This window comes from Enterococcus sp. DIV0170 (genome assembly GCF_051710765.1).
GTDB classification, from domain to species: Bacteria; Bacillota; Bacilli; order Lactobacillales; family Enterococcaceae; genus Enterococcus_A; species Enterococcus_A raffinosus.
In genome coordinates this window covers 1,914,223-1,934,028 of record NZ_JBIOLG010000001.1, presented here as the reverse complement: position 1 = coordinate 1,934,028, position 19,806 = coordinate 1,914,223, and the positions used below count along the sequence as shown (strand labels likewise).

Genomic DNA, 19,806 nt, shown 5'->3' with positions numbered 1-19,806 from the left:
TAAGCGAAAAATACTATTTTTTTTTGATATACTATAGAAGAAAGCAGGGATGAGAGTGAAAATAGAATTAACAAATTATGGAATCAAACGAATTCAGCAAGGCAATCCATTGATCCAAGCCGAAGATCTAAAAGTGAATATAGAAAAAATTCCCTTAGAGTGGGTTCACTTTGTTGATAATAAGAATAAATATATCGCGACAGGTTATTTAGGGAAACAAAATAAAGGGTTTGGCTGGGTTATTGATCAAACGCAGCGTCCGATTGATCTGGCTTTTTTTATGGAGAAATTTCAACAGGCGATTGCAAAACGTCAGTCCTTTTTTGCAGATGAGACGACAACCGCCTTTCGCTTGTTTAATGGCGAAGGAGACGGGCTCGGAGGCCTAACTGTAGATTATTACGCAGATTACCTAGTAATTTCTTGGTATAACGAAACAATCCATTATTTCAAAAAAATGATAGTGGATAGCCTGCTTCAAGTGTTTCCAAATGCAAAAGGAGTAGTTGAAAAAATCCGCTTTAAGAGTGGACTAGAAGAAAGTCGATGGTTAGCTGGTGAAAAACCTCAAGAACCGCTAATTGTACTGGAAAATGGCGTTTCATATGCCGTATATTTAGATGAAGGATATATGACAGGCATTTTCTTAGATCAAAAAGAAGTTCGCGGACGGTTAACAGAAGGACTTGCCGCGGGCCAAAGGGTATTGAATATGTTTAGCTATACAGGGGCTTTCTCTGTCGCAGCAGCATATGGTGGTGCGTTAGAAACGACTAGCGTGGATTTAGCACAACGTAGTTTACCAAAGACACAGGAGCAGTTTGAAGTGAACGGTCTGCCATTAGAGCAGCAAAAAATTATCGTAATGGATACATTTGACTATTTCCGCTATGCAGCAAGGAAGAATTTAAGTTATAATTTGATTGTCCTAGATCCACCTAGTTTTGCTCGCAATAAGAGAAAAACTTTCTCTGTGGCAAAGGATTATGGACGTTTAATTGAAGATAGTGTAGATATCCTTACTGAAGAAGGAATGATTATCGCCTCAACTAATGCGGCAAATCTCCCCCTCAAAAAATTTAAGAAATCAATCGAAACGGCTTTAAGCAACAAGAACGTGAGTTACCGACTGACTGAAAGCTACCGTTTGCCAGCTGATTTCCCAGCTAGTCAATTTGAAGAGAGTAATTATTTGAAGGTATTGTTTTATTCAATAAAAAAATAGAAGAAAATAGGATGGGATGCGTATGATGGATGTTCAAGTAAGAGAGGTGCGATTTGATGCAGGAAAACCGAAAATCTGCGTACCGATTGTTGGAAAGACTTTCGACGAAATCATTGAACAAGCGAATGAAGCAAAGAAGGTTGCCGAAGTAATCGAGTGGCGTGCTGATTTTTATGAGGATATCTTTGATGACGATTGTCTTAATTCAACCCTACTAGCCTTAAGGGATGAAATTCGAGATATCCCGTTGATTTTCAATCTGCGAACAATGGAAGCGGGCGGACAGCTCGAAATTTCTCTGAACCAATATCGACATATATATGAGTTTGCAGTTTCTTCACGAGCAATTGATTTAGCAGATGTTGAAGTTTCTATTATTGATCAATTATCGACGACCTTTATCAAATGGATGCAAGCTTTAGATGTACGTGTGATGTTAAGCTATTATAATTTTAAGGAAACACCGGAAGATGCTGTGGTACTTTTCCGTTTGAATTTAATGGAGCATTGGGGAGCGGACATCGCGAAAATTGTTGTGTATCCAGAAAACGAGGCGGATGTATTACGTCAAATGGATATTATAATGAAAGCCCAGACTTTTGTTACATTACCCGTCGTTTCAGTCTCTTTAGGACGTCTCGGAAAATTCTCGCAAATCAGCGGCTCTTTAGATGGTTCCTGTATGACCTATGGTTGTTTAGAGGGGAAACCTTATGAGGATGCTCAGATTGAGGCTGAGAAATTAGTAATGATGATCAATGAGTTGAAATAGGAAGAGTTTTCTACTTAATGAACGAAATGAACGAAAAATGAACTCAAAGTAAACCAGGCATCGATCCCAACTTTCGGGAGCGATGCCTGGTTTTGTTCATTTATGATAGCCTGTTGGTTAGTCCATTACATCAATATCAAAAACGTCGATATTATCCAATCCCCCGTAGATTTCATACCAAGGTTTTGCATACTTCGCAAGGATATCATTTAATTCTTCGACATTTTCACGACCTTGTGTATCCAACCATTTGATTAGCCCGTCTTTGCCCTCATCTGCGTAAATTTGTACACCATCACGCCAAGTGGCACGTCCGCCTAAAATTCCGCAATAATTCGCGCCATGTTCGCCAGCAAATTTCAATTCCTCACGGAAGATATCTGCTGGAACCCCTGCACTTAGATAAATGAAAGGCCGAGTAGCAGCTTCACCCGCTTCTTTAAAGTAGCTTGCGGCTTCCTTTTGTGTATAAACAACGGGGTCGGCGTCTTTAGTAAACCCTTCAACATATTTAAATAGAACGGGCACTTCTACTTTTAATACATCAATATGATATTTCTCTTTAGTAAACTTCTTAATTGTATTGATTACTTTTTGTGGTTTTATTTTGGCAAACTCTGGAGAATGGTCGTCAGTGATTTTTGAATCATAGACGATGGGTTCTACGAATACTGGAATATCAGCAGCTAAAGCTTCTGTGCCTAGACGTTCGAGAAAAGCATGTTTTACATCTAAGATCTCCTGTGATTCATCTGGATCATAGTAAACCAACACCTTCGCCGCATCTGCGCCTTTAGCTAGCAGGCGATCTAGGGATTCGTTTGGTAGAAGTTCAGGTAAGCGACCAGGTGTATTGGCATCGTAGCCAGTTTTTTCATAGGATAAAATTAATCCACAATTTGGGTCCTTGGCTTGAATGCCTTTAAATCCGTATTGTTCATCCAATAAAATCGCGCTGACTCGCTTGGTTAATTCTTGAGATACCAATTCCTTGAATTCATAAACTTGATCCATAGAAAATTTTTCTTCGCCAACAGCGGCTTGCATCATCTTTTTCATAGAGCCACGTTGATCGATTGCTAAGGCTGCAATGACCCCTTGATCATTTGACAATTGTTGCATCTTTTCAAACTTTCCTCTTGAAATTCTTTTCATGATGATTACATCCTTTCCATTACATAATCAGTGTAGAACTTTTAAGAAAAAAGACCAAACAAAACGACCAATTTGTTTCCTCTCTGCTTTTTTGCTAGACTTTAGAAAATAAAAGAAGTGAGGGATAGACTTGGCGAAGAAGAAAATACAAAAAACCAATGCGATTCGTTTAGTCGAACAAAAAAAGATTTCATATAAGGAACATGAATATTCTTGGAGCGAAGATGATCTTGGAGCCGGCCATGTCTCAGAACAAGTGGGGATCGAGCCAGCACGAATTTTTAAGACGTTAGTCGCAGTAGGAAACAAGACGGGTCCTGTAGTGGCTGTGATCCCTAGTGATCATGAGTTGGATTTGAAAAAAATTGCAAAGGTCAGTAGCAATAAAAAGGTAGAAATGCTGCACTTGCGTGATCTAGAAGCGACTACGGGGTATATTCGTGGCGGTTGTTCACCAATTGGGATGAAAAAACTTTTTCCAACTTTTATAGATGCTTCAGCAGAACAATATGAGCAGATAGCGATATCAGCAGGAAAAAGAGGGCTTCAAATGGAAATTGCCCCCAGTGCTATCAAAGAGCTGACACGAGGACAATTTGCTGAATTAACTCATTAAGTAAACGCATAATAGGCGGCATGCGTACCTGCGACAAACCCTGTACAAAAAGCAGTGGTAATATTATAGCCGCCTGTATATCCGTTAACATCTAAGACTTCCCCGGCAAAGTACAAGCCGGGGATTTTTTTACTGGCTAATTCTTTTGGATTGATTTCCTTCAGTTCGACACCCCCGCCGGTAACAAAGGATTTTTCTAATCCAAAGGTCTTATTAGCGGTCAACGTCCATCTCTTACAATAGGAGATAAATTTTTCCAGCTGTTCCTTTGATGTTTGCGCGTATGTTTGTTCGCCAATATCGGCTTTCTCTAAAAAGAATGATAATAGTCGTTCAGGCAAGACCCCTGCTAACGCATTTTTAAGTTGTTTTGTAGATTCCGCAGCACGCTTGTGCACCAGTTCACTCAATTCCGCTACTGTTTTTTCAGGGAAGCTATCGAGTGTTAGAGTGACTGTTTTTTGACTACGCAACAATTGATTGACGAAGCTTGAGCAACGTAACGCTGCTGGACCAGATATACCGAAATGGGTAAAAAGTAAATCCATTTCGTGACTAGTCACTGTCTTGTTTTTTTCATCAAGAACAGAGAGCTTCACATCTTGAAGAGCAAGACCCTGCAACTTTTTTTCTGCAACAAACGAATCGATTAGATAAATTGGCGATTCAGTGGGGTATAAAGGAGTAACGTGATGCCCCACGCTTTTCGCAAAACGGTAACCATCTCCTTGTGAGCCAGTCGATGGATAAGTGATCCCGCCAGTTGTTACGACTACACTTTTTGCGGAGTAGTCTCCCTCAGCGGTGCGGACGCCTTGAATTGATGAGCCATCAGTAATAATCTTTTCAACCGGCTCTTTAAAATGAAGACAGACATTTAATTTTTCTAGTTCATCCTTCAAAGTATTGACAATTGTCGCTGATTTATCAGAGACGGGAAAAATCCGTCCATGATCTTCTTCTTTTAAAGCTACGCCTCGTTCACTGAAAAAATTCATGATATCTTGGTTATCAAATTGAGAAAAGGTACTATATAGAAAGCGACCATTGCCAGGAATATGAGTAATTAGATCCTCAACGGGACGATTGTTTGTAACGTTGCAACGTCCTCCGCCGGTCATTAATAATTTTTTTCCAAGTCGTTTGTTTTTTTCGAACAAAGCGACTTGGGAGCCGTTCATCGCAGCTGTGATGGCAGCCATCATACCAGCTGGTCCTCCGCCAATCACAATCACATCAAAGTTTTTATTCATTTCATCAAACCCTCATTTAGCTATAAATTTGTTTAGATAGTTTGGATAATCATACCTTAAAAACGAACATTTTACGTTCAACTTGCAGTGTAGCATGAATTTTTTTTCACTTCTATTAGAAAATGATGTAAACTATGAGTATTAACTGTGAGGAGGAATTTGATGGAAGTACGAGAATATGTTGAACAGATTCAAAAGAACTTAGAGGCAAAGGATCCGAATCAAGAAGAATTTTTACAAGCGGTGGATGAGTTTTTACCAACGGTGATTCCTTTTTTAGAAGAACATCCAGAATACGTTGAAAAGAATATTTTAGGCATGATCCTTGAACCTGAGCGTTTGGTTCAATTTCGTGTGCCTTGGCAAGATGATGAAGGTAATTGGCAAGTGAACCGAGGCTACCGTGTTCAGTTCAATTCAGCGATTGGCCCATACAAGGGTGGACTTCGTTTCCATCCAAGTGTGAATCTAAGTATCTTGAAATTTTTAGGTTTCGAGCAAATCTTTAAAAATAGTTTGACAGGTCTTCCTATTGGCGGCGGTAAGGGTGGTTCAGATTTTGATCCGAAAGGCAAATCTGATTCAGAAGTTATGCGTTATTGCCAAAGCTTCATGACGGAATTATCAAAACATATCGGACCAAACTTAGATGTACCTGCAGGTGATATTGGAGTTGGCGGACGTGAGATTGGTTATTTGTTTGGACAATACAAACGTTTGCGTGAATATGATATGGGTGTATTAACAGGGAAACCTCTAGGCTTTAATGGTAGTCTTGGTCGGACGGAAGCGACAGGCTATGGTGCGGTTTACTTCGTGAAGCATTTATTAGAAGATCGCAATGATTCCTTTGAAGGCAAAAAAGTTCTTGTTTCTGGAAGCGGAAATGTCGCCATTTACGCGATCGAAAAAGCACAAGCGCTTGGCGCAACAGCTATTACATGTTCTGATTCAAATGGTTATGTTTATGACAAAGATGGTATCGATGTTGAATTATTGAAAGATATCAAAGAAGTTCGCCGTGCTCGTCTAACAGAATATGCGAAAGAGCGTCCTTCAGCAGAATACCATGAGGGATCTGTCTGGGAGCTTGAACAAGCTGCCGATATTGCTTTACCATGTGCTACACAAAATGAGATTGACGATAAAAAAGCAGCAATTTTAGTAAAAAATGGGGTAAAAGTAGTCGCTGAAGGAGCGAACATGCCAAGTACGATGGCAGCAATTAAGCTGTATCATGAGAAAGGTGTACTTTACGGTCCCGGAAAAGCAGCCAATGCGGGTGGTGTAGCGGTATCAGCACTAGAAATGAGTCAAAATTCTCAACGATTGGTATGGTCGAAGGAAGAAGTGGACGGTAAATTAGATGATATCATGAAAAATATCTATGAAACTTGTCGTGACACAGCTGCTAAATATGCTGATAAAGATAATTTCGCCGCCGGAGCCAACATCGCTGGTTTTGAAAAAGTCGCTGCTGCAATGTTAGCTCAAGGAACAGTTTAATCTTTTAAATGGTTTAAGCTTGAAAAATATGCAAAAGAAACGTAAAGTATAGATTGTTACGAAGTGATTTTCAAGGAGGAAAAACAATGGCACACATTCATTTCGATTATTCGAAAGTAGCACCATTCGTGAGCGAACATGAAATGGACTACATCAAATCTGAAGTAGCTCTAGCTCACAAAGAATTACGCGAAGGGACTGGCGCAGGAAATGACTTCCTAGGCTGGATCGATCTTCCAGTAAACTATGATAAAGATGAATTTGCCCGCATTAAAAAAGCAGCTGAAAAAATTCAATCTGATTCTGAAGTATTAGTTGTTATCGGGATCGGTGGTTCATACCTTGGAGCGCGTGCAGCAATCGAATTCTTGCACCAAAGTTTCTTCAATGTATTAGATAAAGAAGATCGTAAAGCTCCTCAAGTATTCTTTGCAGGAAATTCAATCAGCTCAACATATATCGCTGACTTAATCGAAGTAATCGGCGACCGCGACTTCTCTGTGAATGTAATTTCTAAATCTGGAACAACAACTGAACCAGCAATTGCATTCCGCGTATTCAAAGAACTATTGATTAAAAAATATGGTGAAGAAGAAGCCAACAAACGTATCTACGCAACAACGGACAAAGCACGTGGAGCTGTTAAAGTAGAAGCAGACGCAGCTGGCTGGGAAACGTTTGTTATTCCTGATGATGTTGGCGGACGTTTTTCAGTACTTACTGCTGTTGGTTTACTACCAATCGCAGCAAGCGGTGCAGATATCGATGCGTTGATGCAAGGTGCAGCAGATGCACGCGAAGCATACTCAAGCGAAAACTTAGACGAAAACGAAGCGTATCAATATGCCGCACTTCGTAATATTCTATACCGTAAAGGCAAAGTGACTGAAATCTTGGTCAACTACGAACCAGGTATGCAATATTTCAACGAATGGTGGAAACAATTATACGGCGAATCAGAAGGAAAAGACTTGAAGGGTATCTACCCATCAAGTGCAAACTTCTCAACTGACTTGCATTCCTTTGGACAATATATCCAAGAAGGCCGTCGTAACATCTTCGAAACAATCGTGAAAGTTGAAAAACCTCGCAAATCTGTGGCAATTTCATCACAAGAATCTGACTTAGATGGTTTAGGCTACTTAGAAGGCAAGGATGTTGACTTTGTTAACTCTAAAGCCTATGAAGGAACATTATTAGCCCATACTGATGGCGGCGTACCTAACTTCGTATTGAACATTCCAACAATGGATGCTTACACTTTAGGTTATGCAATGTACTTCTTTGAAATCGCAGTAGGTATCTCTGGTTACTTATTGGGTGTGAACCCATTCAACCAACCAGGTGTTGAAGCATACAAAAAAAATATGTTCGCTCTACTTGGAAAACCAGGATTTGAAGATTTAGCAAAAGAATTGAATGATCGTCTATAAAATGGATGAAAGAGCTCTCGCATCGCGAGGGCTCTTTTTTTAATTGGTATAGTAAAATTAATTTACAGCTAATCAAAATTAATGATAAAAAACATAATGGTAGGGAAATGAAATCGGTTTTAAACAAATAAAGATAAATAAAAAATGAAGGTCAGATTAAAAATAACCAAGGTTGTTTATGTTTGTGTTTTGCGAATTTTCTAACAATTGCGACTTTTCCCTTGATATTAAAGCAAAAAAACTAATAAAAAACGTTTTCAATTTATTCTCATTATGTTATTATAAAAACGTAGAATTAAAGGGGGATTTATTATGGAAACTATTGAAATTGGTCTTGCTTATGAATGCCAGGCAATTGGCATAGAAAAGGAAGTTGTGGGAGTTGTTGAACAGCTTTATAACAATACGGTGCTAATCAACGTTGTTTCTTGTGCACCATCTGATCGTGCAGCGGTCATCGAATTACAAAACCGCTTATTAGTAAAATACGAAAATATCCACGCATGCGTGGAGGTTGAATGTACCGCCTAACGTATACGGTATCATGTGAAATATTTATTTTAACAGGAAAGGGATTCGGGCTTTGAAAGAGGCCCGAATCTTTTTGTCTGCTTCTAAGTGAAACTATGAATGATAAGTATCGTAACGAGTGATTTTACACCCGTAAAATTAACAAATAGTCCATTGAACACTTAGATTCGAACCAATACAATAAGAGTATAGAGAAAGTCATTCTATCCGATGAATAGGAACGAGGGATTATAAATGAATGCTATTGAAATTAGACAATTAGAAAAGACGTTCAAAGAAGGAAAGAGAGCGTTAGAGACGATTAGCCTAGTTGTTCCTCGAGGGACAATTTTTGGTTTCTTAGGGCCTAATGGGGCTGGAAAAACAACGACAGTTAAGCTTCTAAACGGAATTTTAACTCCTTCGGGAGGAGAAATCCGAGTACTTGGTTTTGATCCTGTCCATGAAGCTGAAAAGCTTCATCAAGAGTCGGGGGTATTAACAGAGCATGCAGGAATGTATGATCATTTAACAGGGATAGATAATCTTTGTTTCTTCGGTCAGCTGTTTGGACTGACAAAAGAGGAAAGCGAAACACGGGGAAGGGAGCTATTGAAAAAACTAGATCTTCTGGATGCTTCAGAGGTGAAGCTTAAGAGCTATTCCACGGGTATGCGGCAACGACTATCGTTGGCGAGAACGCTGATTCATCGACCAAAGGTGTTGTTTTTGGATGAGCCGACTAGCGGTCTTGATCCTGAGAGTACAAAAAGGGTGAATGCGCTTTTGCTAGAATTATCAAAAGAAGAAGGAACAACGATATTTTTGTGCACGCATCAATTGAGATATGCTCAAGAAATTTGTAATGAGTATGGGCTGATGGACAAGGGTCACTTGCTAGCTTTAGGAAGCTTGGAACAATTGAGAGAACAAACCTTTAATCACTATAAGGTAATCATTGAAACGGACTTGATGCCAGAAACTATTCAAAGTAAAAAAATTGAAGAGGATACCTATGAACTTTCCTTCAAAGAAAAAGCAGAGGTTTCTCAATTAGTTAAAAAAATCGTTCAAGCAGGCGGAAATATCTCACAGGTTAGGCCAATGGATTATTCACTGGAAGATATTTATTTCGCCTTATTAGAAGGGGGAGAAAAAAATGTTCAGTAGTCGTCAAAAGGCTGTTATGAGTAAAGACATACGAGGGATTACAGAAAATAAACGCTATTTCTCTGTTTTGACGATCCTTCCGTTGATTTTTTCTGTAGCATTTCCGACCATGATGCTGTTGACCGTCTTATTAAGTCCGACAGATTCTTCTTCCTTTACTGAAATGGCACGGATTTTACCAGATTTCCAAAAACTGAATCAAGAACAGTTGGTTTATGAGCTGCTCTCTTTAATGGTTAATAATGTGATTCCGATTTTCTTTTTAATCATTCCGATTATGACAGCAAGTGTCATGGCGGCCAGTTCATTTGTTGGAGAGAAGGAAAAACGAACGTTGGAAACATTGTTTTATTCACCTTTGTCCATTCGAGAAATTTTCCAAGCAAAAGTATATGCGTCATTTTTTGTAGGAATTTTGATTACGTATGCTTCCTTTCTCCTAACCGTGATTGTGGTTGAAGTAGTGGTTTATATTTTTAAAGGGATCTTGCTTCCGTTTAGTCTTAATTGGCTGTGGGTGATGCTTCTAATTGTTCCAGCGATCACAATTATTTCTATCGTTTTAATTGTAAAAGGATCAGCTAAGTCTATGACGATCGAGGAATCACAACAAAAAGCAGCCTTTTTGATTTTACCTTTGGCGTTGCTTCTTGTTGGCCAATTCACTGGTATCTTAGTTTTTGGGGGATGGGTCGTCGTCTCCATCGGTCTAGTATTGTTAGGAATTGCGCTTCTCTTATTGAGATACGCCATGTCCGGTTTCACCTATGAACGTTTGTTGGAACGTTAGTTAAAATGAAAGCAGCAACCAATCGGTTGCTGCTTTTCGTTTTAATCGAACCATAAAATGCTAGCAGTTTGTGCTTTTATATCGTCGGAAGAGCCAGAAAAGACAGTCAGGTCATCAGATAAAAAACCGTTCACCTGTTGGAAGCGGAACATAGAGGCTTGCTGTTTTGTATTAACTGACCAGACATAAACACCCTGTTTCTGATGGCGGAGCGCCTGAATCAAATCGCTATTGGCAGTTCTGGATTCAATGTTCACGAAATCCAATGTGTTTTTGGGACTGCCTAATAGATCAAACGGCAAAATATAGCCGACTTTCAATTTGGGAAATTCTTTTTTCATTTGGTTAGCTGTATCAAGATCCATACTTTGTAATTCATGTCTTGCTAAGTCCTTTTTCAGAGGAATCATTTGGTGCACGATTGATTCTTTCGTCTTAGCGGTGACCTTTAATTCAATGAGCAGCTTTTGATTTAATTGATTTGCCGTTGCCAGGTAGTCAGTAAATAATGGAATGGTGCTCGTATAGCCATTTTCCTTTAGCGTGATATCTTTTAATTCTTGCCAAGTCGATTCATCGACTCGTTTATTTTTATTGGCTAATGCTTTAAGATCTTCATCGTGCATTACCACTAAGTGATGATCGGCGGTTTCTTGAACGTCCATTTCAACAAAATCAGGGCGTCGTTCGTAACTTGTCCTTTTCAGAACCTCAATCGAATTTTGAACACCATTATGATTAGAAACACCTCTATGGGAGATGGTTAACGCAGGAGTTTGCTGTTGAATATGAAAAGCGTGCGCATAATGAAGAGAATAAAGACCTAAGCAAGAAAAGATGGTCAAGCTTAGCCAAATGACGGCGCCTTTCGTTCTTGATTCGCCGGCAAGAGGCCCCTTATCTGGTGAAGCCAAATAAAGAAAGAAGAAGGTCCATAAAACATTTTGTAGAACACGATAGAGGAGCAGCAGAAACATAGCACTAACTTGTCTGGCTATAAGTTTTGTCGCCCAAATAAAACCGATTTTAATCAGAAAGCTAGTAGCTAAAAAGAAGATCGGTATCACAAAAAAAAGTAGGATTTGCTTTGGGAAACTATATCGTGTTTTTTGCCAGCTCAGCCAAACACTTTTTTTCAGCGAATGATTTTCTTTAAGGTATTTAGGCGCTAAAATAGATCGGTACAGAAGGTATAGTAGAATCAAGTAAAAAATGCCTATAACTGGTAATATTTTCCAACGATAAAGAAATAGGAAAGATAAAACCTTAGCCGGAAGAGGTTGCCAAACCAGCATCATCTGATAAAAGCGAAAGAAAAAAATAGGGGATAGAATCAACCAAAAGCCAAAACTAGTGAATGCTGACTTTAAAGAAAAATTTTGAAAATCAGTTTCGTTCGATTGGATTTGACTATAGAGACTACCGTATAAAAAAATCAATGCCACAAAAAGAAGTAGATAGAAGGGTGAGTAAAGATTATTTAAAAAACTCTGTCTAAAAAATAAAAAGAGACCTTCGGTTAAGAAGGGAAGACCAAAGCTGAGAAGCAGAAAATTATATAAAGAAAAGGTACCGAAAAAATAAGTAAAATACTTTTTTATGGAATTCATAGTTCCTCCTATGGTTCTAAAAGAGATTCGCTTTTTAAAAAGCAAGCGATCTTCTAATTAACAGTGATGAATGTGTAGCTGGTCATTCACTATTATCTGTTTCTCCTGTAAATAAAGTATGAATTTTTTACGCCAAAATTTTGAAATTTCAATAGAAAGATGAACAAAAAAAAGTCCACTAAATTAGTGGACGAGTAAGCTAGATAATAAGTTGCCACCTTGCAGTAAAGCCAAGCTATATAAGAAAATCGAAGCTGGTTTAGCTAAAAAGATGATTGCGCTGTATTTCTTGAAGGACATGTTCGTCAGACTAGCCATTAAACATAAGGCATCATCTGGTGCGACAGGTAAGAAAATCGCTAAGGCGAACAATTTTTCAAAGCGAGGCTGATCATCGAGCCAATGACTGTACTTCTGATATACCTTATCACTAACAAGATGCATAATCAAGGGCTTCCCATAGTGTCTTCCCATCAAGAATAGAATGAGGGAACCAATCACTATCCCTACATAGTTATATACAAAGCCCCAATATGGACCGAAAATCAAAACCCCAGCTGCGAGGCTGATTCCCCCGGGAATAATTGGAATCACAACTTGAATGATCTGAATCAGAACGAAAATGAGCGGTCCGGCGATCGGTGAATGCCCGACGAGCTGTCTTAGTGAATTCATATCATTAAATACTCCTAAGCGATAGAAGTAAATAGTCAAACTAACCGTTATGGCAATACCCATTAACGAAATTAAATTTAATAGCCTTCTGGATTGAACAACACTCATCTGATTCATCTCCTTTGTCTTTCTAAAGTGAAGTATATAGGATAAATTCACAAAATGCATAGGTCTGAGGTTGTAATTTATAAATATCCGACGAAACTTAAAATATTTTTAGGAAATTATAGATAGCGTTTACAATATTGGGCTGATAGTAATTTAAAAAGCAGAAAAAATTCTGCTTTCACCTTGATCTATTTTAGTTGAAAATTTGAACGAGTTCTTTTTAGTGCTCGTTCAATTAAATTTGTGAACATGAATCCAATCGCAATTGCTCCAGCTGTAACCAAAACAGTGACCACTTTTTCCATTGACTCAGTAAATTCTTGGTTCATCATATATCGGACAGCCATGTAAGCAGGTCCACCAGGAACTAATGGAACAAGACTGGGAACATTAAAAACAATGACGGGCATATGCATAATTCGCGAGAAGAAAATACTAATTAGTCCGATCATCATCGCACCCAGGAAGTTGGAGATGCCAATATTTTGATGACAGTATGTCTGTAGAATCCAAAAGGTCATCCAACCTGCGGCACCTGTGAAGCCGCAAGCTAAAAAAGCTCTGCGCGGAATGTTAGTAATGACACTAAAGGCAATTGTACTAAACATACTGAATAGAAAATTGATAACAAAAGTCATAAGAGACCTCCCAAAAAATATTTTTCTAAAAGAAATTAAAGGCAACGATAATCCCGCCGCCAATTGCCCCCGCGATAAATAAAGCTTCTGTCCCACGGGCAACACCACTAATTAAATGTCCTGCCATAATGTCACGAAAGGCATTAGTAATAGCCAAACCGGGGACTAGCGGCATAATTGATCCTATAATCAAGCTATTAACATCACGAGCGACGGAAAAAGAAACGGCAAGTAAAGACAAGCAACCAATAACTAATGCAGCCACGAAGTCGTTCAAGAATTTCATACGTAGCTTGTTTCCGAAAAAGGTATGGACAGCAAAGCCGACCATGCCGATCATAAATGTTGGAATAAAGTCGAACCAAGTACCGTTGAGAATAATCATCAGCGTACTGCTGACAATTCCAGCGGAGATAATCTTCCATAAGTAAGGAAAGTCTGGTGTGGCATCATCCACTTCTTCTAAATACAAATAAAAATCAGGTAAAGAGAGTTCGCCATCTGCGAATTGTCTTGAGCCTTGATTGACGGCAGTCACCTTTTCTAGATTAATCGACTGTGGGGTAATCTGGATGACTTGGCTGTTTTGTTCAGAAGGAAAGCCAACAATCAATCCGGTCGCAGTCACATAGGTTTGAATATCGTCTAAACCAGCATTAATAGCAATGCGCTTCATCGTGTCCTCCACGCGATAGACTTCAGAACCGGACTCCATCATGATCTTTCCGGCCTTTAAGCAAGTATTTAAAACGAGTTGCGCATAATTTTGTTGTTCCATTAAGCTAACCACCTTTTTCTATTTCTCTACTATAGTAGAGAAAATAAATAAATTAAACAAGAAAAAGAATAAGGATTGTCACCGAACGCTAGAGAAAGTATAATAAAGTAACAGTGGAATTTTTTTTAAGCGATACTGTTTTTACTTTAAAGAAACAAAAATGTCTTCAAATGTATAACGACTCTTTTAAATTTTAATAATTTAAAGGAATATTTCCTAATCGAATAAAACGGTTACACTCCCTTTATAAGGAAAATTTGTAGAATAACCACGCAATTTCAAAAAAAATTCAGTAAATTTAGATAACATCTTGCTTAAGGGTTGCAAAACTAATCAGTTTTTGATTAAAATAAAATGACAGTAAAAATAATAACATTCTGGGAGGAATTACAATGAGAAGAAAAGTTTATACAAAAGACCAGATTCTAAAGGCTGCCTATGAAGTTGTCGAAAATGAAGGTTTTTCTGGATTTACCGCGCGAAACATTGCCAAAAAAATGGGGATCAGTACACAACCAATCTATTTAGAATTTAAAAACATGAGCGATCTTAAAAACACATTGCTCGATGAAATTTGCAATCACCTATACTACGATATTTTCCCAGAAGTTCGCACAGGTGATACGATCATTGATTTAGGCTTGAGCTATGTTTATTTTGCAAAAGAACAAAGCAATCTGTACAACGCATTGTACGTTCAAGAGTATGGCGGCGGGAAAAAAATGCATGACTTTTCTTACAATTATTTCCACCAGCTGATTGTAGAGCATCCTAAATATAAGAATTTATCTGAAAAAAGAATCAATGCGTTGCACGTGGGAACTTGGATCTGTGTGACAGGAATCGCGACGCTGATGTCTTCAGGTATCATCGAACCGACTCAGGATGAAATCGTTCATTTAATGAACCGTACGATCACGAATATCTTAGAAGAAGAGGATACATCTGTATTAGATACATTATAAAATCTTGACATTTAAACGAAAAACGGTAAGATAAATGGTGCGGAAGGTTGGCAGAGTGGTAATGCACCGGACTCGAAATCCGGCGAGCCGCAGTAATGTGGTGCACGGGTTCAAGTCCCGTACCTTCCTTACATTTTACCGAATTAAAAGCCAGAAACATTTGCAGCAGGACTGTCAATGTTTCTGGCTTTCTTGTTTTATAGAGTAAGAATTCGCATCGTTTTTTTCGACTATCCGAGTTTAGATTTCTACGGGTGTTAGTTCACAGCCGTTGGCCTTGAGGAATGCATCGAATGATCCGTACAATTCTTGGATTCGTTCCGTATGACCGAACTCAGAACTTTTAGGAACGCTGTCAACGATTACAATAAAGGTTTGCAGTTTCCTAGACAATTCTTCCTTGGATAAAGGTTGATTGTTTTCAGTAGTATCCAGTATAAATCCCTGACTTCGGATAAAAATTCTGTAGGAACCAAAATGTTTTTTTATTTGATTTAAATAGCCGAATTCTTGAATAGATGGGATACGATCGTATTTATCAATAAATAAGTGAAGCTGTTGGACTAGCGCTTTTTTTGTTATCTTTTTTTCGTATTCCATTGATTGGAACTTTCTCTTTTTAGTGGCCTGTGAGTTGAAATACAATTCTTCATAGCCATTAGCCTTTAAAAATTCAAAATAAGAAGGACAAAGCTTATAGATATAATGTGCTTTTCCTAGTTCACTCATGGTAGGTGTCCGACCATTTTTCTCAACAAAATCGTTTAATCTAGTAATCACGGCTTCTAATACTTCTATATCATTCAGAGTGATCAAAGGTTGTTTACCTACTTGGAAAGATGGAGAAGTAAAATATAAATTATCGTATCCGTTCGCCTTAATAAACTCTATATAGGAGGCATAGTATTTATAAATTCTATAGCCCTGTTTAAGTTCTTTTATCCTCGGGGTGCGTTCGTACTTCTTAACGAAGGCGTGGAGTTCATTGGCCAATTGCTCTTTTTCCTTTGCATTTTCAAGCCTGCGTAGTGAAGTCTTTTCTGGTCTGCGACCCACGTATAAATGCTCATAACCATTCCTTTTAATAAATTCAAAATAGGACCCATAGTATTTATAGATAAGTTGCTTATAGCCGAATTCTTTCATTCTAGGTGTTCGCCCATGTTTTTTCACAAATGTATGTAATCTTTTTATGATAAATTTTTTTGTATGTATTTTAGTCATCTGAATAACCTCCATTGTATTCCATCAATTTCTCTATCATTCGATTATTTGTTAGAAGAATACCATAATCAGGAAGAGAAAACGTTCGCAACTTTTTTCATTTTTTTATTAGAAAAGAGTATTTTGTTTAAAAATCATTTCCCAGAAAAAAGAATTGGTTTAGAACACTATTCTTTTATCGAGTGCGTTGTTCCGATTTTTGGTATACTTAGGCAAAACTTATAGAGGGGTGGATGGCTATGGAAGAAACGGTATTTTTTAACCTAGGCAATGCAATCGCAGCAAAACGTGACCCGAAGGAGTTAATCAAAGAAGCTCAGATCGTCAAAGATAATCGTGATCCGCTTGGAAAATTAGTGATTGTAGAAGGCAAAGAAGGGGAGTCGCTTATCTTATTTGATTTAGCAGATCAGGAAGAACCTTCTGAACAGACCGAGCCTTTTAAGGTTAAAAAAATTATTGATTAAGTATAAAATCCTCTGTTCGACTGAATAGAGGATTTTTGTTGACGCTTTATCAAACAAATGGTCATAAATCTAGAAAACCAACTAAAATTTTCAAGCCTTTTGACATTTTTAAACAAAGAAAAAATTATTTTATCTACCAGCAAGCTTTGATAATTAAAAAAGAATTACTATTATTTAATTATTTTAAAAAAGCTGAAGTAGAATTTTTGATCCAAGTCCTTTATGGTTGACTTGTGGGTTTTTCGAGGATAAGGGTTGTTAATGATGAGAGATGTATTTTTCACTATAGTTAAAAACACAGTGCAATTGAAAAGGAGAACGTTCATGAAAGATCATGGGTTAGGGCGTGAACAGCTCTTTTCTCTAAAACGTGTCACATTAGAGAAAAGAATTAAGCTGTTTTTTAAAGAAACAAAAGATAGTAATAGCGCGATCGAAATGTTGGTAGCGCTTCAAATAAGAGATGAATTATGTGAAGACGATTTTTCGTTTATGTTGGCGGATGTAGCTAAGTATATTTTTCTTCGTACACGATCGAATGCGATTTTGCGCAGGTATTACACTTATTTCATGGAATATTTTGATCAGAAGGAATGGCGTCTGTTGTTGATCAAGTTATTCCCAACAAAATCATATATCTTGGAAAAATTAAAAACTTTATATAGCCAATTTATTAAAACGCCATTAGCAGGACTAGTAGGTTCATGACGATAGCAAATAGCTAACAAAAAAAGAAAGGAGAGAAAAGAATGATTGTCTCAACGACCTTAGATGCTGAGTTTGAGAAAAGCAATGGAAGGAAATGCCATTTACGTTTGAGAAATGCTGATAAAAGTAAAACTGCAGAAGAAATCAAATCTTCTTTAAATAAAATAGCCAAGTTAAGCTTGTTTGAAAAAGAGGGTGTCCATCAATTTCATACGTTAAAGCATGCAAAATATATCGATAAAATAGAAACGGTAATTTTTGATAAACGGAACCAAGAAAAAGAACAACAACCTGTTTCAGAACCCGTTTTGACAGAAAAGGAAACGGAAAATACCAAGCTACTAGAGAGTTTAACGATTGAAGAAGAGCGGCCTGAACCAGGAAAACTGATTCAAACAGTGCAGTTATCAGAAGGGTTTGATCCAATAAAATTGACTGAAAGTCAAAGAATGGCTGTAGTTCTGGCTTGTCTACCAGAGGGGTATTCATTAGAAAGTGCTCAAATTGATACTAAAGTAAAACCAGCGAGATATGTATTTACAGAAAGACAAAAGAAAGAGCAGTCTGTAGAGGAGCCACCTCAGAAAAAGGGACGATTACGTAAACGGCTGCTAGAGCGGATTCGAAAGCGGGAATAAATTTTTGCATCAAAAGTTTCTGTGGTGACTGCAAGAGAACCTGAGACAGGTCTATTTGGTGTGCATACATGAAGTAATGCTTGTTTTCATAGTAATTGAAACTTTTCGAGCCAAATTGTTCGACTCCCAAATGCTTTTTTTATAAGCTATAGAAAAAAGATTTGAGGAGAAAAGTGATGATTCAATTGACAGTTGAAATAGAGGCGAGTACTACGAAAATCCAATTCGATGGACAAGGGACGATGGTAATTTATCGAGATCTAAAACAGGTCCCAGCACTGGATAGTGAGGAACTGCTGCTCTATTATAAAGGGCGTGAGGTTCAGACAATTGATTATAATCAAAAAATCGACAAAAAAGTCTTGAAAGAAGCCAATCAGCTGGTGACCATCAGTGTTCCTTGGGATATTGAAGGACGAGAATTAGCTCAACAAATGTTGGCTGTTTGGAATGAAAATTCGCTGAAAACCAACGGCTTATTTGAAGAGCAAAAAATAGCGTCAAATCATTTTTCAGTCGTGGCGAAGTACCAAAAGGAATTGTTCGAGATTCTAACAACTTTTGGTTTTGAGAATGAAAAGGTTAAGGCTAAACCCGCGAAGGCGCAGCATCGTTGGAACAAAAAAGTCAGTGAGATTCCTTTTTATATTGATTATAACGATGCTAAGGGAGAAGTTGTGTGGCAAAAGAGAAATGAGATGGTACTAAAGGCAGGTGCTAAGCTTACACAAAAGATGCCTTTGAATAAGGACGGGTCAATTGGATTTAGTGCGCGTTTAACAGAAAAATTACGAGCGGATCACGCTCATCAGATAGCGAATTTTATCACGACGGAAGATATTGTATTGAAAAGTGTCAATGAGGTGGGCATCTTTTTATACTATGCTGGAACAAATGGCTGGCTCGTTTTGAAGGATAAGGATGGCAAAACCATTGATGAATATACAGTAGTGAAATAGAAGTGCAGTTGCGCTTCTTTTTTTGTTGAAAACCTCCCTTGTAAAGAGGTACCATCAAAGAAAAGAAGGGAGCGGTTTGAGTGAAATTAGCAGTCATCTATTATAGTAAGACAGGTCAAACAAAAGAGATGGCGGAGATTATTGCTGGAGGAATGCGAAAAACAGGCAGTAATGTGAAAACCTTTTCGGTGGATGAATCCATGGACAGGGAGTATTTAAAAGAATGCTCAGGAGTCGTTTTTGGCTCCCCGACGTATCTGGCGACGAGTCATTGGCGCCTCTCGCAATGGCTTTTAGAGGACAGCAGCAATCTTTCATTAGCCGGAAAACTGGGTGGTGCATTTGCGACCGCTCATTATGCACAGGGAGGGAGCGATAGCACGATTCTCTCCCTGTTAGGAATTTTACTAGTAAAAGGAATGCTGGTATATTCAGGCGGTTCGGCTTTTGGCAAGCCCTTTATTCATCATGGACCCGTTGCTTTGGATGCAGTGGGAGATCATTATGAAGAATCAAAAGCGCAGTTTGAAATTTTTGGACAGCGTTTTGCGGAGAAGGCGCTGGAATTATTTGAAGCATAAAAAGGCTGGGGGAAAGAGAATCGAC

General features: G+C 38.2%; 22 protein-coding genes and 1 tRNA gene. 16 read left to right on the top strand and 7 right to left on the bottom strand.

Annotated elements, in window-relative coordinates; all coding sequences use genetic code 11:
- The first annotated feature begins 55 nt into the window (after positions 1–55).
- The gene (locus IGI50_RS09355) at positions 56–1,225 is read left to right on the top strand and encodes a class I SAM-dependent rRNA methyltransferase (protein ID WP_438776795.1); all 1,170 of its coding nucleotides are present in this window, start codon (positions 56–58) and stop codon (positions 1,223–1,225) included.
- 22 nt (positions 1,226–1,247) lie between these two features.
- On the top strand, positions 1,248–1,997 hold the full coding sequence (gene aroD, locus IGI50_RS09350; RefSeq protein ID WP_010746192.1) for a type I 3-dehydroquinate dehydratase: 750 nt from the start codon (positions 1,248–1,250) through the stop codon (positions 1,995–1,997).
- A gap of 117 nt (positions 1,998–2,114) precedes the next feature.
- Here the strand turns inward: aroD and IGI50_RS09345 are convergent, their stop codons facing one another.
- Complete coding sequence (locus IGI50_RS09345) at positions 2,115–3,152, bottom strand: tagatose 1,6-diphosphate aldolase (RefSeq protein ID WP_438776794.1); 1,038 nt, start codon at positions 3,150–3,152, stop codon at positions 2,115–2,117.
- A gap of 130 nt (positions 3,153–3,282) precedes the next feature.
- On the opposite strand from IGI50_RS09345, the gene ybaK reads away from it, so the two are divergent.
- The gene (ybaK, locus tag IGI50_RS09340; protein WP_438776793.1) at positions 3,283–3,768 is read left to right on the top strand and encodes a Cys-tRNA(Pro) deacylase; all 486 of its coding nucleotides are present in this window, start codon (positions 3,283–3,285) and stop codon (positions 3,766–3,768) included.
- Here ybaK and IGI50_RS09335 read toward each other — a convergent pair.
- Positions 3,765–5,021, bottom strand: coding sequence for an NAD(P)/FAD-dependent oxidoreductase (locus IGI50_RS09335; RefSeq protein WP_438776792.1), 1,257 nt, complete (start codon positions 5,019–5,021; stop codon positions 3,765–3,767). The genes ybaK and IGI50_RS09335 overlap by 4 nt on opposite strands.
- A gap of 162 nt (positions 5,022–5,183) precedes the next feature.
- Here IGI50_RS09335 and gdhA point away from each other — a divergent pair, with 162 nt between their 5' ends.
- The 5 genes from gdhA (at position 5,184) to IGI50_RS09310 (ending at position 10,430) form a co-directional block, all read left to right on the top strand.
- A complete protein-coding gene (gdhA, locus tag IGI50_RS09330) occupies positions 5,184–6,527 on the top strand; it encodes an NADP-specific glutamate dehydrogenase (protein WP_010746196.1) in 1,344 nt (447 codons plus the stop codon).
- An 86-nt stretch (positions 6,528–6,613) separates the two neighbouring features.
- The gene (locus tag IGI50_RS09325; RefSeq protein ID WP_438776791.1) at positions 6,614–7,960 is read left to right on the top strand and encodes a glucose-6-phosphate isomerase; all 1,347 of its coding nucleotides are present in this window, start codon (positions 6,614–6,616) and stop codon (positions 7,958–7,960) included.
- 312 nt (positions 7,961–8,272) lie between these two features.
- Positions 8,273–8,491 (top strand): hypothetical protein, encoded by a 219-nt coding sequence (locus tag IGI50_RS09320; protein ID WP_010746284.1) that lies wholly within the window; start codon positions 8,273–8,275, stop codon positions 8,489–8,491.
- Between the two features lie 234 nt (positions 8,492–8,725).
- Positions 8,726–9,640, top strand: a complete 915-nt coding sequence (locus IGI50_RS09315; RefSeq protein WP_218255768.1) for an ABC transporter ATP-binding protein — start codon at positions 8,726–8,728, stop codon at positions 9,638–9,640.
- A complete protein-coding gene (locus IGI50_RS09310; protein ID WP_010746286.1) occupies positions 9,630–10,430 on the top strand; it encodes an ABC transporter permease subunit in 801 nt (266 codons plus the stop codon). Before IGI50_RS09315 ends, IGI50_RS09310 begins: the two co-directional genes overlap by 11 nt.
- Positions 10,431–10,471: 41 nt before the next feature.
- Here IGI50_RS09310 and IGI50_RS09305 read toward each other — a convergent pair whose 3' ends face one another.
- The 4 genes from IGI50_RS09305 to IGI50_RS09290 all read right to left on the bottom strand — a co-directional run bounded on the left by IGI50_RS09305 (position 10,472) and on the right by IGI50_RS09290 (position 14,239).
- Positions 10,472–11,407, bottom strand: coding sequence for a glycerophosphodiester phosphodiesterase family protein (locus tag IGI50_RS09305; RefSeq protein WP_245001248.1), 936 nt, complete (start codon positions 11,405–11,407; stop codon positions 10,472–10,474).
- A gap of 816 nt (positions 11,408–12,223) precedes the next feature.
- Complete coding sequence (locus IGI50_RS09300; protein ID WP_010746288.1) at positions 12,224–12,823, bottom strand: TVP38/TMEM64 family protein; 600 nt, start codon at positions 12,821–12,823, stop codon at positions 12,224–12,226.
- Positions 12,824–13,011: 188 nt separating this feature from the next.
- Entirely contained in the window at positions 13,012–13,461 is a 450-nt protein-coding gene (locus IGI50_RS09295; protein ID WP_218255763.1) for a threonine/serine exporter family protein, read from the bottom strand.
- A gap of 25 nt (positions 13,462–13,486) precedes the next feature.
- A complete protein-coding gene (locus IGI50_RS09290) occupies positions 13,487–14,239 on the bottom strand; it encodes a threonine/serine exporter family protein (RefSeq protein WP_010746291.1) in 753 nt (250 codons plus the stop codon).
- Positions 14,240–14,631: 392 nt separating this feature from the next.
- On the opposite strand from IGI50_RS09290, the gene IGI50_RS09285 reads away from it, so the two are divergent.
- Both IGI50_RS09285 and IGI50_RS09280 read left to right on the top strand, forming a co-directional pair.
- The gene (locus IGI50_RS09285) at positions 14,632–15,204 is read left to right on the top strand and encodes a TetR/AcrR family transcriptional regulator (protein WP_010746292.1); all 573 of its coding nucleotides are present in this window, start codon (positions 14,632–14,634) and stop codon (positions 15,202–15,204) included.
- Positions 15,205–15,245: 41 nt separating this feature from the next.
- Positions 15,246–15,333 (top strand) — tRNA-Ser (locus tag IGI50_RS09280).
- Positions 15,334–15,444: 111 nt separating this feature from the next.
- Here IGI50_RS09280 and IGI50_RS09275 read toward each other — a convergent pair.
- Positions 15,445–16,443: a homing endonuclease associated repeat-containing protein gene (locus tag IGI50_RS09275; protein ID WP_438776789.1), complete on the bottom strand. Its 999-nt coding sequence runs from the start codon at positions 16,441–16,443 to the stop codon at positions 15,445–15,447.
- A 224-nt stretch (positions 16,444–16,667) separates the two neighbouring features.
- On the opposite strand from IGI50_RS09275, the gene IGI50_RS09270 reads away from it, so the two are divergent.
- From IGI50_RS09270 to IGI50_RS09245, 6 genes are all read left to right on the top strand, one after another.
- Positions 16,668–16,895 (top strand): hypothetical protein, encoded by a 228-nt coding sequence (locus IGI50_RS09270; RefSeq protein WP_028020946.1) that lies wholly within the window; start codon positions 16,668–16,670, stop codon positions 16,893–16,895.
- Between the two features lie 38 nt (positions 16,896–16,933).
- A complete protein-coding gene (locus tag IGI50_RS09265; protein ID WP_438776788.1) occupies positions 16,934–17,125 on the top strand; it encodes a hypothetical protein in 192 nt (63 codons plus the stop codon).
- A 94-nt stretch (positions 17,126–17,219) separates the two neighbouring features.
- Positions 17,220–17,603: a hypothetical protein gene (locus IGI50_RS09260; RefSeq protein WP_218255756.1), complete on the top strand. Its 384-nt coding sequence runs from the start codon at positions 17,220–17,222 to the stop codon at positions 17,601–17,603.
- Between the two features lie 41 nt (positions 17,604–17,644).
- Positions 17,645–18,241 carry a DUF2922 family protein gene (locus IGI50_RS09255; RefSeq protein WP_438776787.1) on the top strand — a complete coding sequence of 199 codons (597 nt, stop codon included), beginning with the start codon at positions 17,645–17,647 and terminating at the stop codon, positions 18,239–18,241.
- Positions 18,242–18,417: 176 nt separating this feature from the next.
- On the top strand, positions 18,418–19,200 hold the full coding sequence (locus tag IGI50_RS09250; RefSeq protein WP_010746297.1) for a hypothetical protein: 783 nt from the start codon (positions 18,418–18,420) through the stop codon (positions 19,198–19,200).
- Positions 19,201–19,280: 80 nt separating this feature from the next.
- Positions 19,281–19,781: a flavodoxin family protein gene (locus IGI50_RS09245; RefSeq protein WP_438776786.1), complete on the top strand. Its 501-nt coding sequence runs from the start codon at positions 19,281–19,283 to the stop codon at positions 19,779–19,781.
- The last annotated feature ends 25 nt before the right edge of the window (positions 19,782–19,806 follow it).

Excerpts from the sequence above, each read along its gene's own strand:
- aroD (WP_010746192.1), top strand. The coding sequence starts at position 1,248 with ATGATGGATGTTCAAGTAAGAGAGGTGCGATTTGATGCAGGAAAACCG.
- IGI50_RS09345 (WP_438776794.1), bottom strand. The coding sequence starts at position 3,152 with ATGAAAAGAATTTCAAGAGGAAAGTTTGAAAAGATGCAACAATTGTCA.
- IGI50_RS09335 (WP_438776792.1), bottom strand. The coding sequence starts at position 5,021 with ATGAATAAAAACTTTGATGTGATTGTGATTGGCGGAGGACCAGCTGGT.
- gdhA (WP_010746196.1), top strand. The coding sequence starts at position 5,184 with ATGGAAGTACGAGAATATGTTGAACAGATTCAAAAGAACTTAGAGGCA.
- IGI50_RS09325 (WP_438776791.1), top strand. The coding sequence starts at position 6,614 with ATGGCACACATTCATTTCGATTATTCGAAAGTAGCACCATTCGTGAGC.
- IGI50_RS09320 (WP_010746284.1), top strand. The coding sequence starts at position 8,273 with ATGGAAACTATTGAAATTGGTCTTGCTTATGAATGCCAGGCAATTGGC.
- IGI50_RS09315 (WP_218255768.1), top strand. The coding sequence starts at position 8,726 with ATGAATGCTATTGAAATTAGACAATTAGAAAAGACGTTCAAAGAAGGA.
- IGI50_RS09310 (WP_010746286.1), top strand. The coding sequence starts at position 9,630 with ATGTTCAGTAGTCGTCAAAAGGCTGTTATGAGTAAAGACATACGAGGG.
- IGI50_RS09305 (WP_245001248.1), bottom strand. The coding sequence starts at position 11,407 with ATGTTTCTGCTGCTCCTCTATCGTGTTCTACAAAATGTTTTATGGACC.
- IGI50_RS09300 (WP_010746288.1), bottom strand. The coding sequence starts at position 12,823 with ATGAGTGTTGTTCAATCCAGAAGGCTATTAAATTTAATTTCGTTAATG.
- IGI50_RS09295 (WP_218255763.1), bottom strand. The coding sequence starts at position 13,461 with ATGACTTTTGTTATCAATTTTCTATTCAGTATGTTTAGTACAATTGCC.
- IGI50_RS09290 (WP_010746291.1), bottom strand. The coding sequence starts at position 14,239 with ATGGAACAACAAAATTATGCGCAACTCGTTTTAAATACTTGCTTAAAG.
- IGI50_RS09285 (WP_010746292.1), top strand. The coding sequence starts at position 14,632 with ATGAGAAGAAAAGTTTATACAAAAGACCAGATTCTAAAGGCTGCCTAT.
- IGI50_RS09275 (WP_438776789.1), bottom strand. The coding sequence starts at position 16,443 with ATGGAGGTTATTCAGATGACTAAAATACATACAAAAAAATTTATCATA.
- IGI50_RS09270 (WP_028020946.1), top strand. The coding sequence starts at position 16,668 with ATGGAAGAAACGGTATTTTTTAACCTAGGCAATGCAATCGCAGCAAAA.
- IGI50_RS09260 (WP_218255756.1), top strand. The coding sequence starts at position 17,220 with ATGAAAGATCATGGGTTAGGGCGTGAACAGCTCTTTTCTCTAAAACGT.
- IGI50_RS09255 (WP_438776787.1), top strand. The coding sequence starts at position 17,645 with ATGATTGTCTCAACGACCTTAGATGCTGAGTTTGAGAAAAGCAATGGA.
- IGI50_RS09250 (WP_010746297.1), top strand. The coding sequence starts at position 18,418 with ATGATTCAATTGACAGTTGAAATAGAGGCGAGTACTACGAAAATCCAA.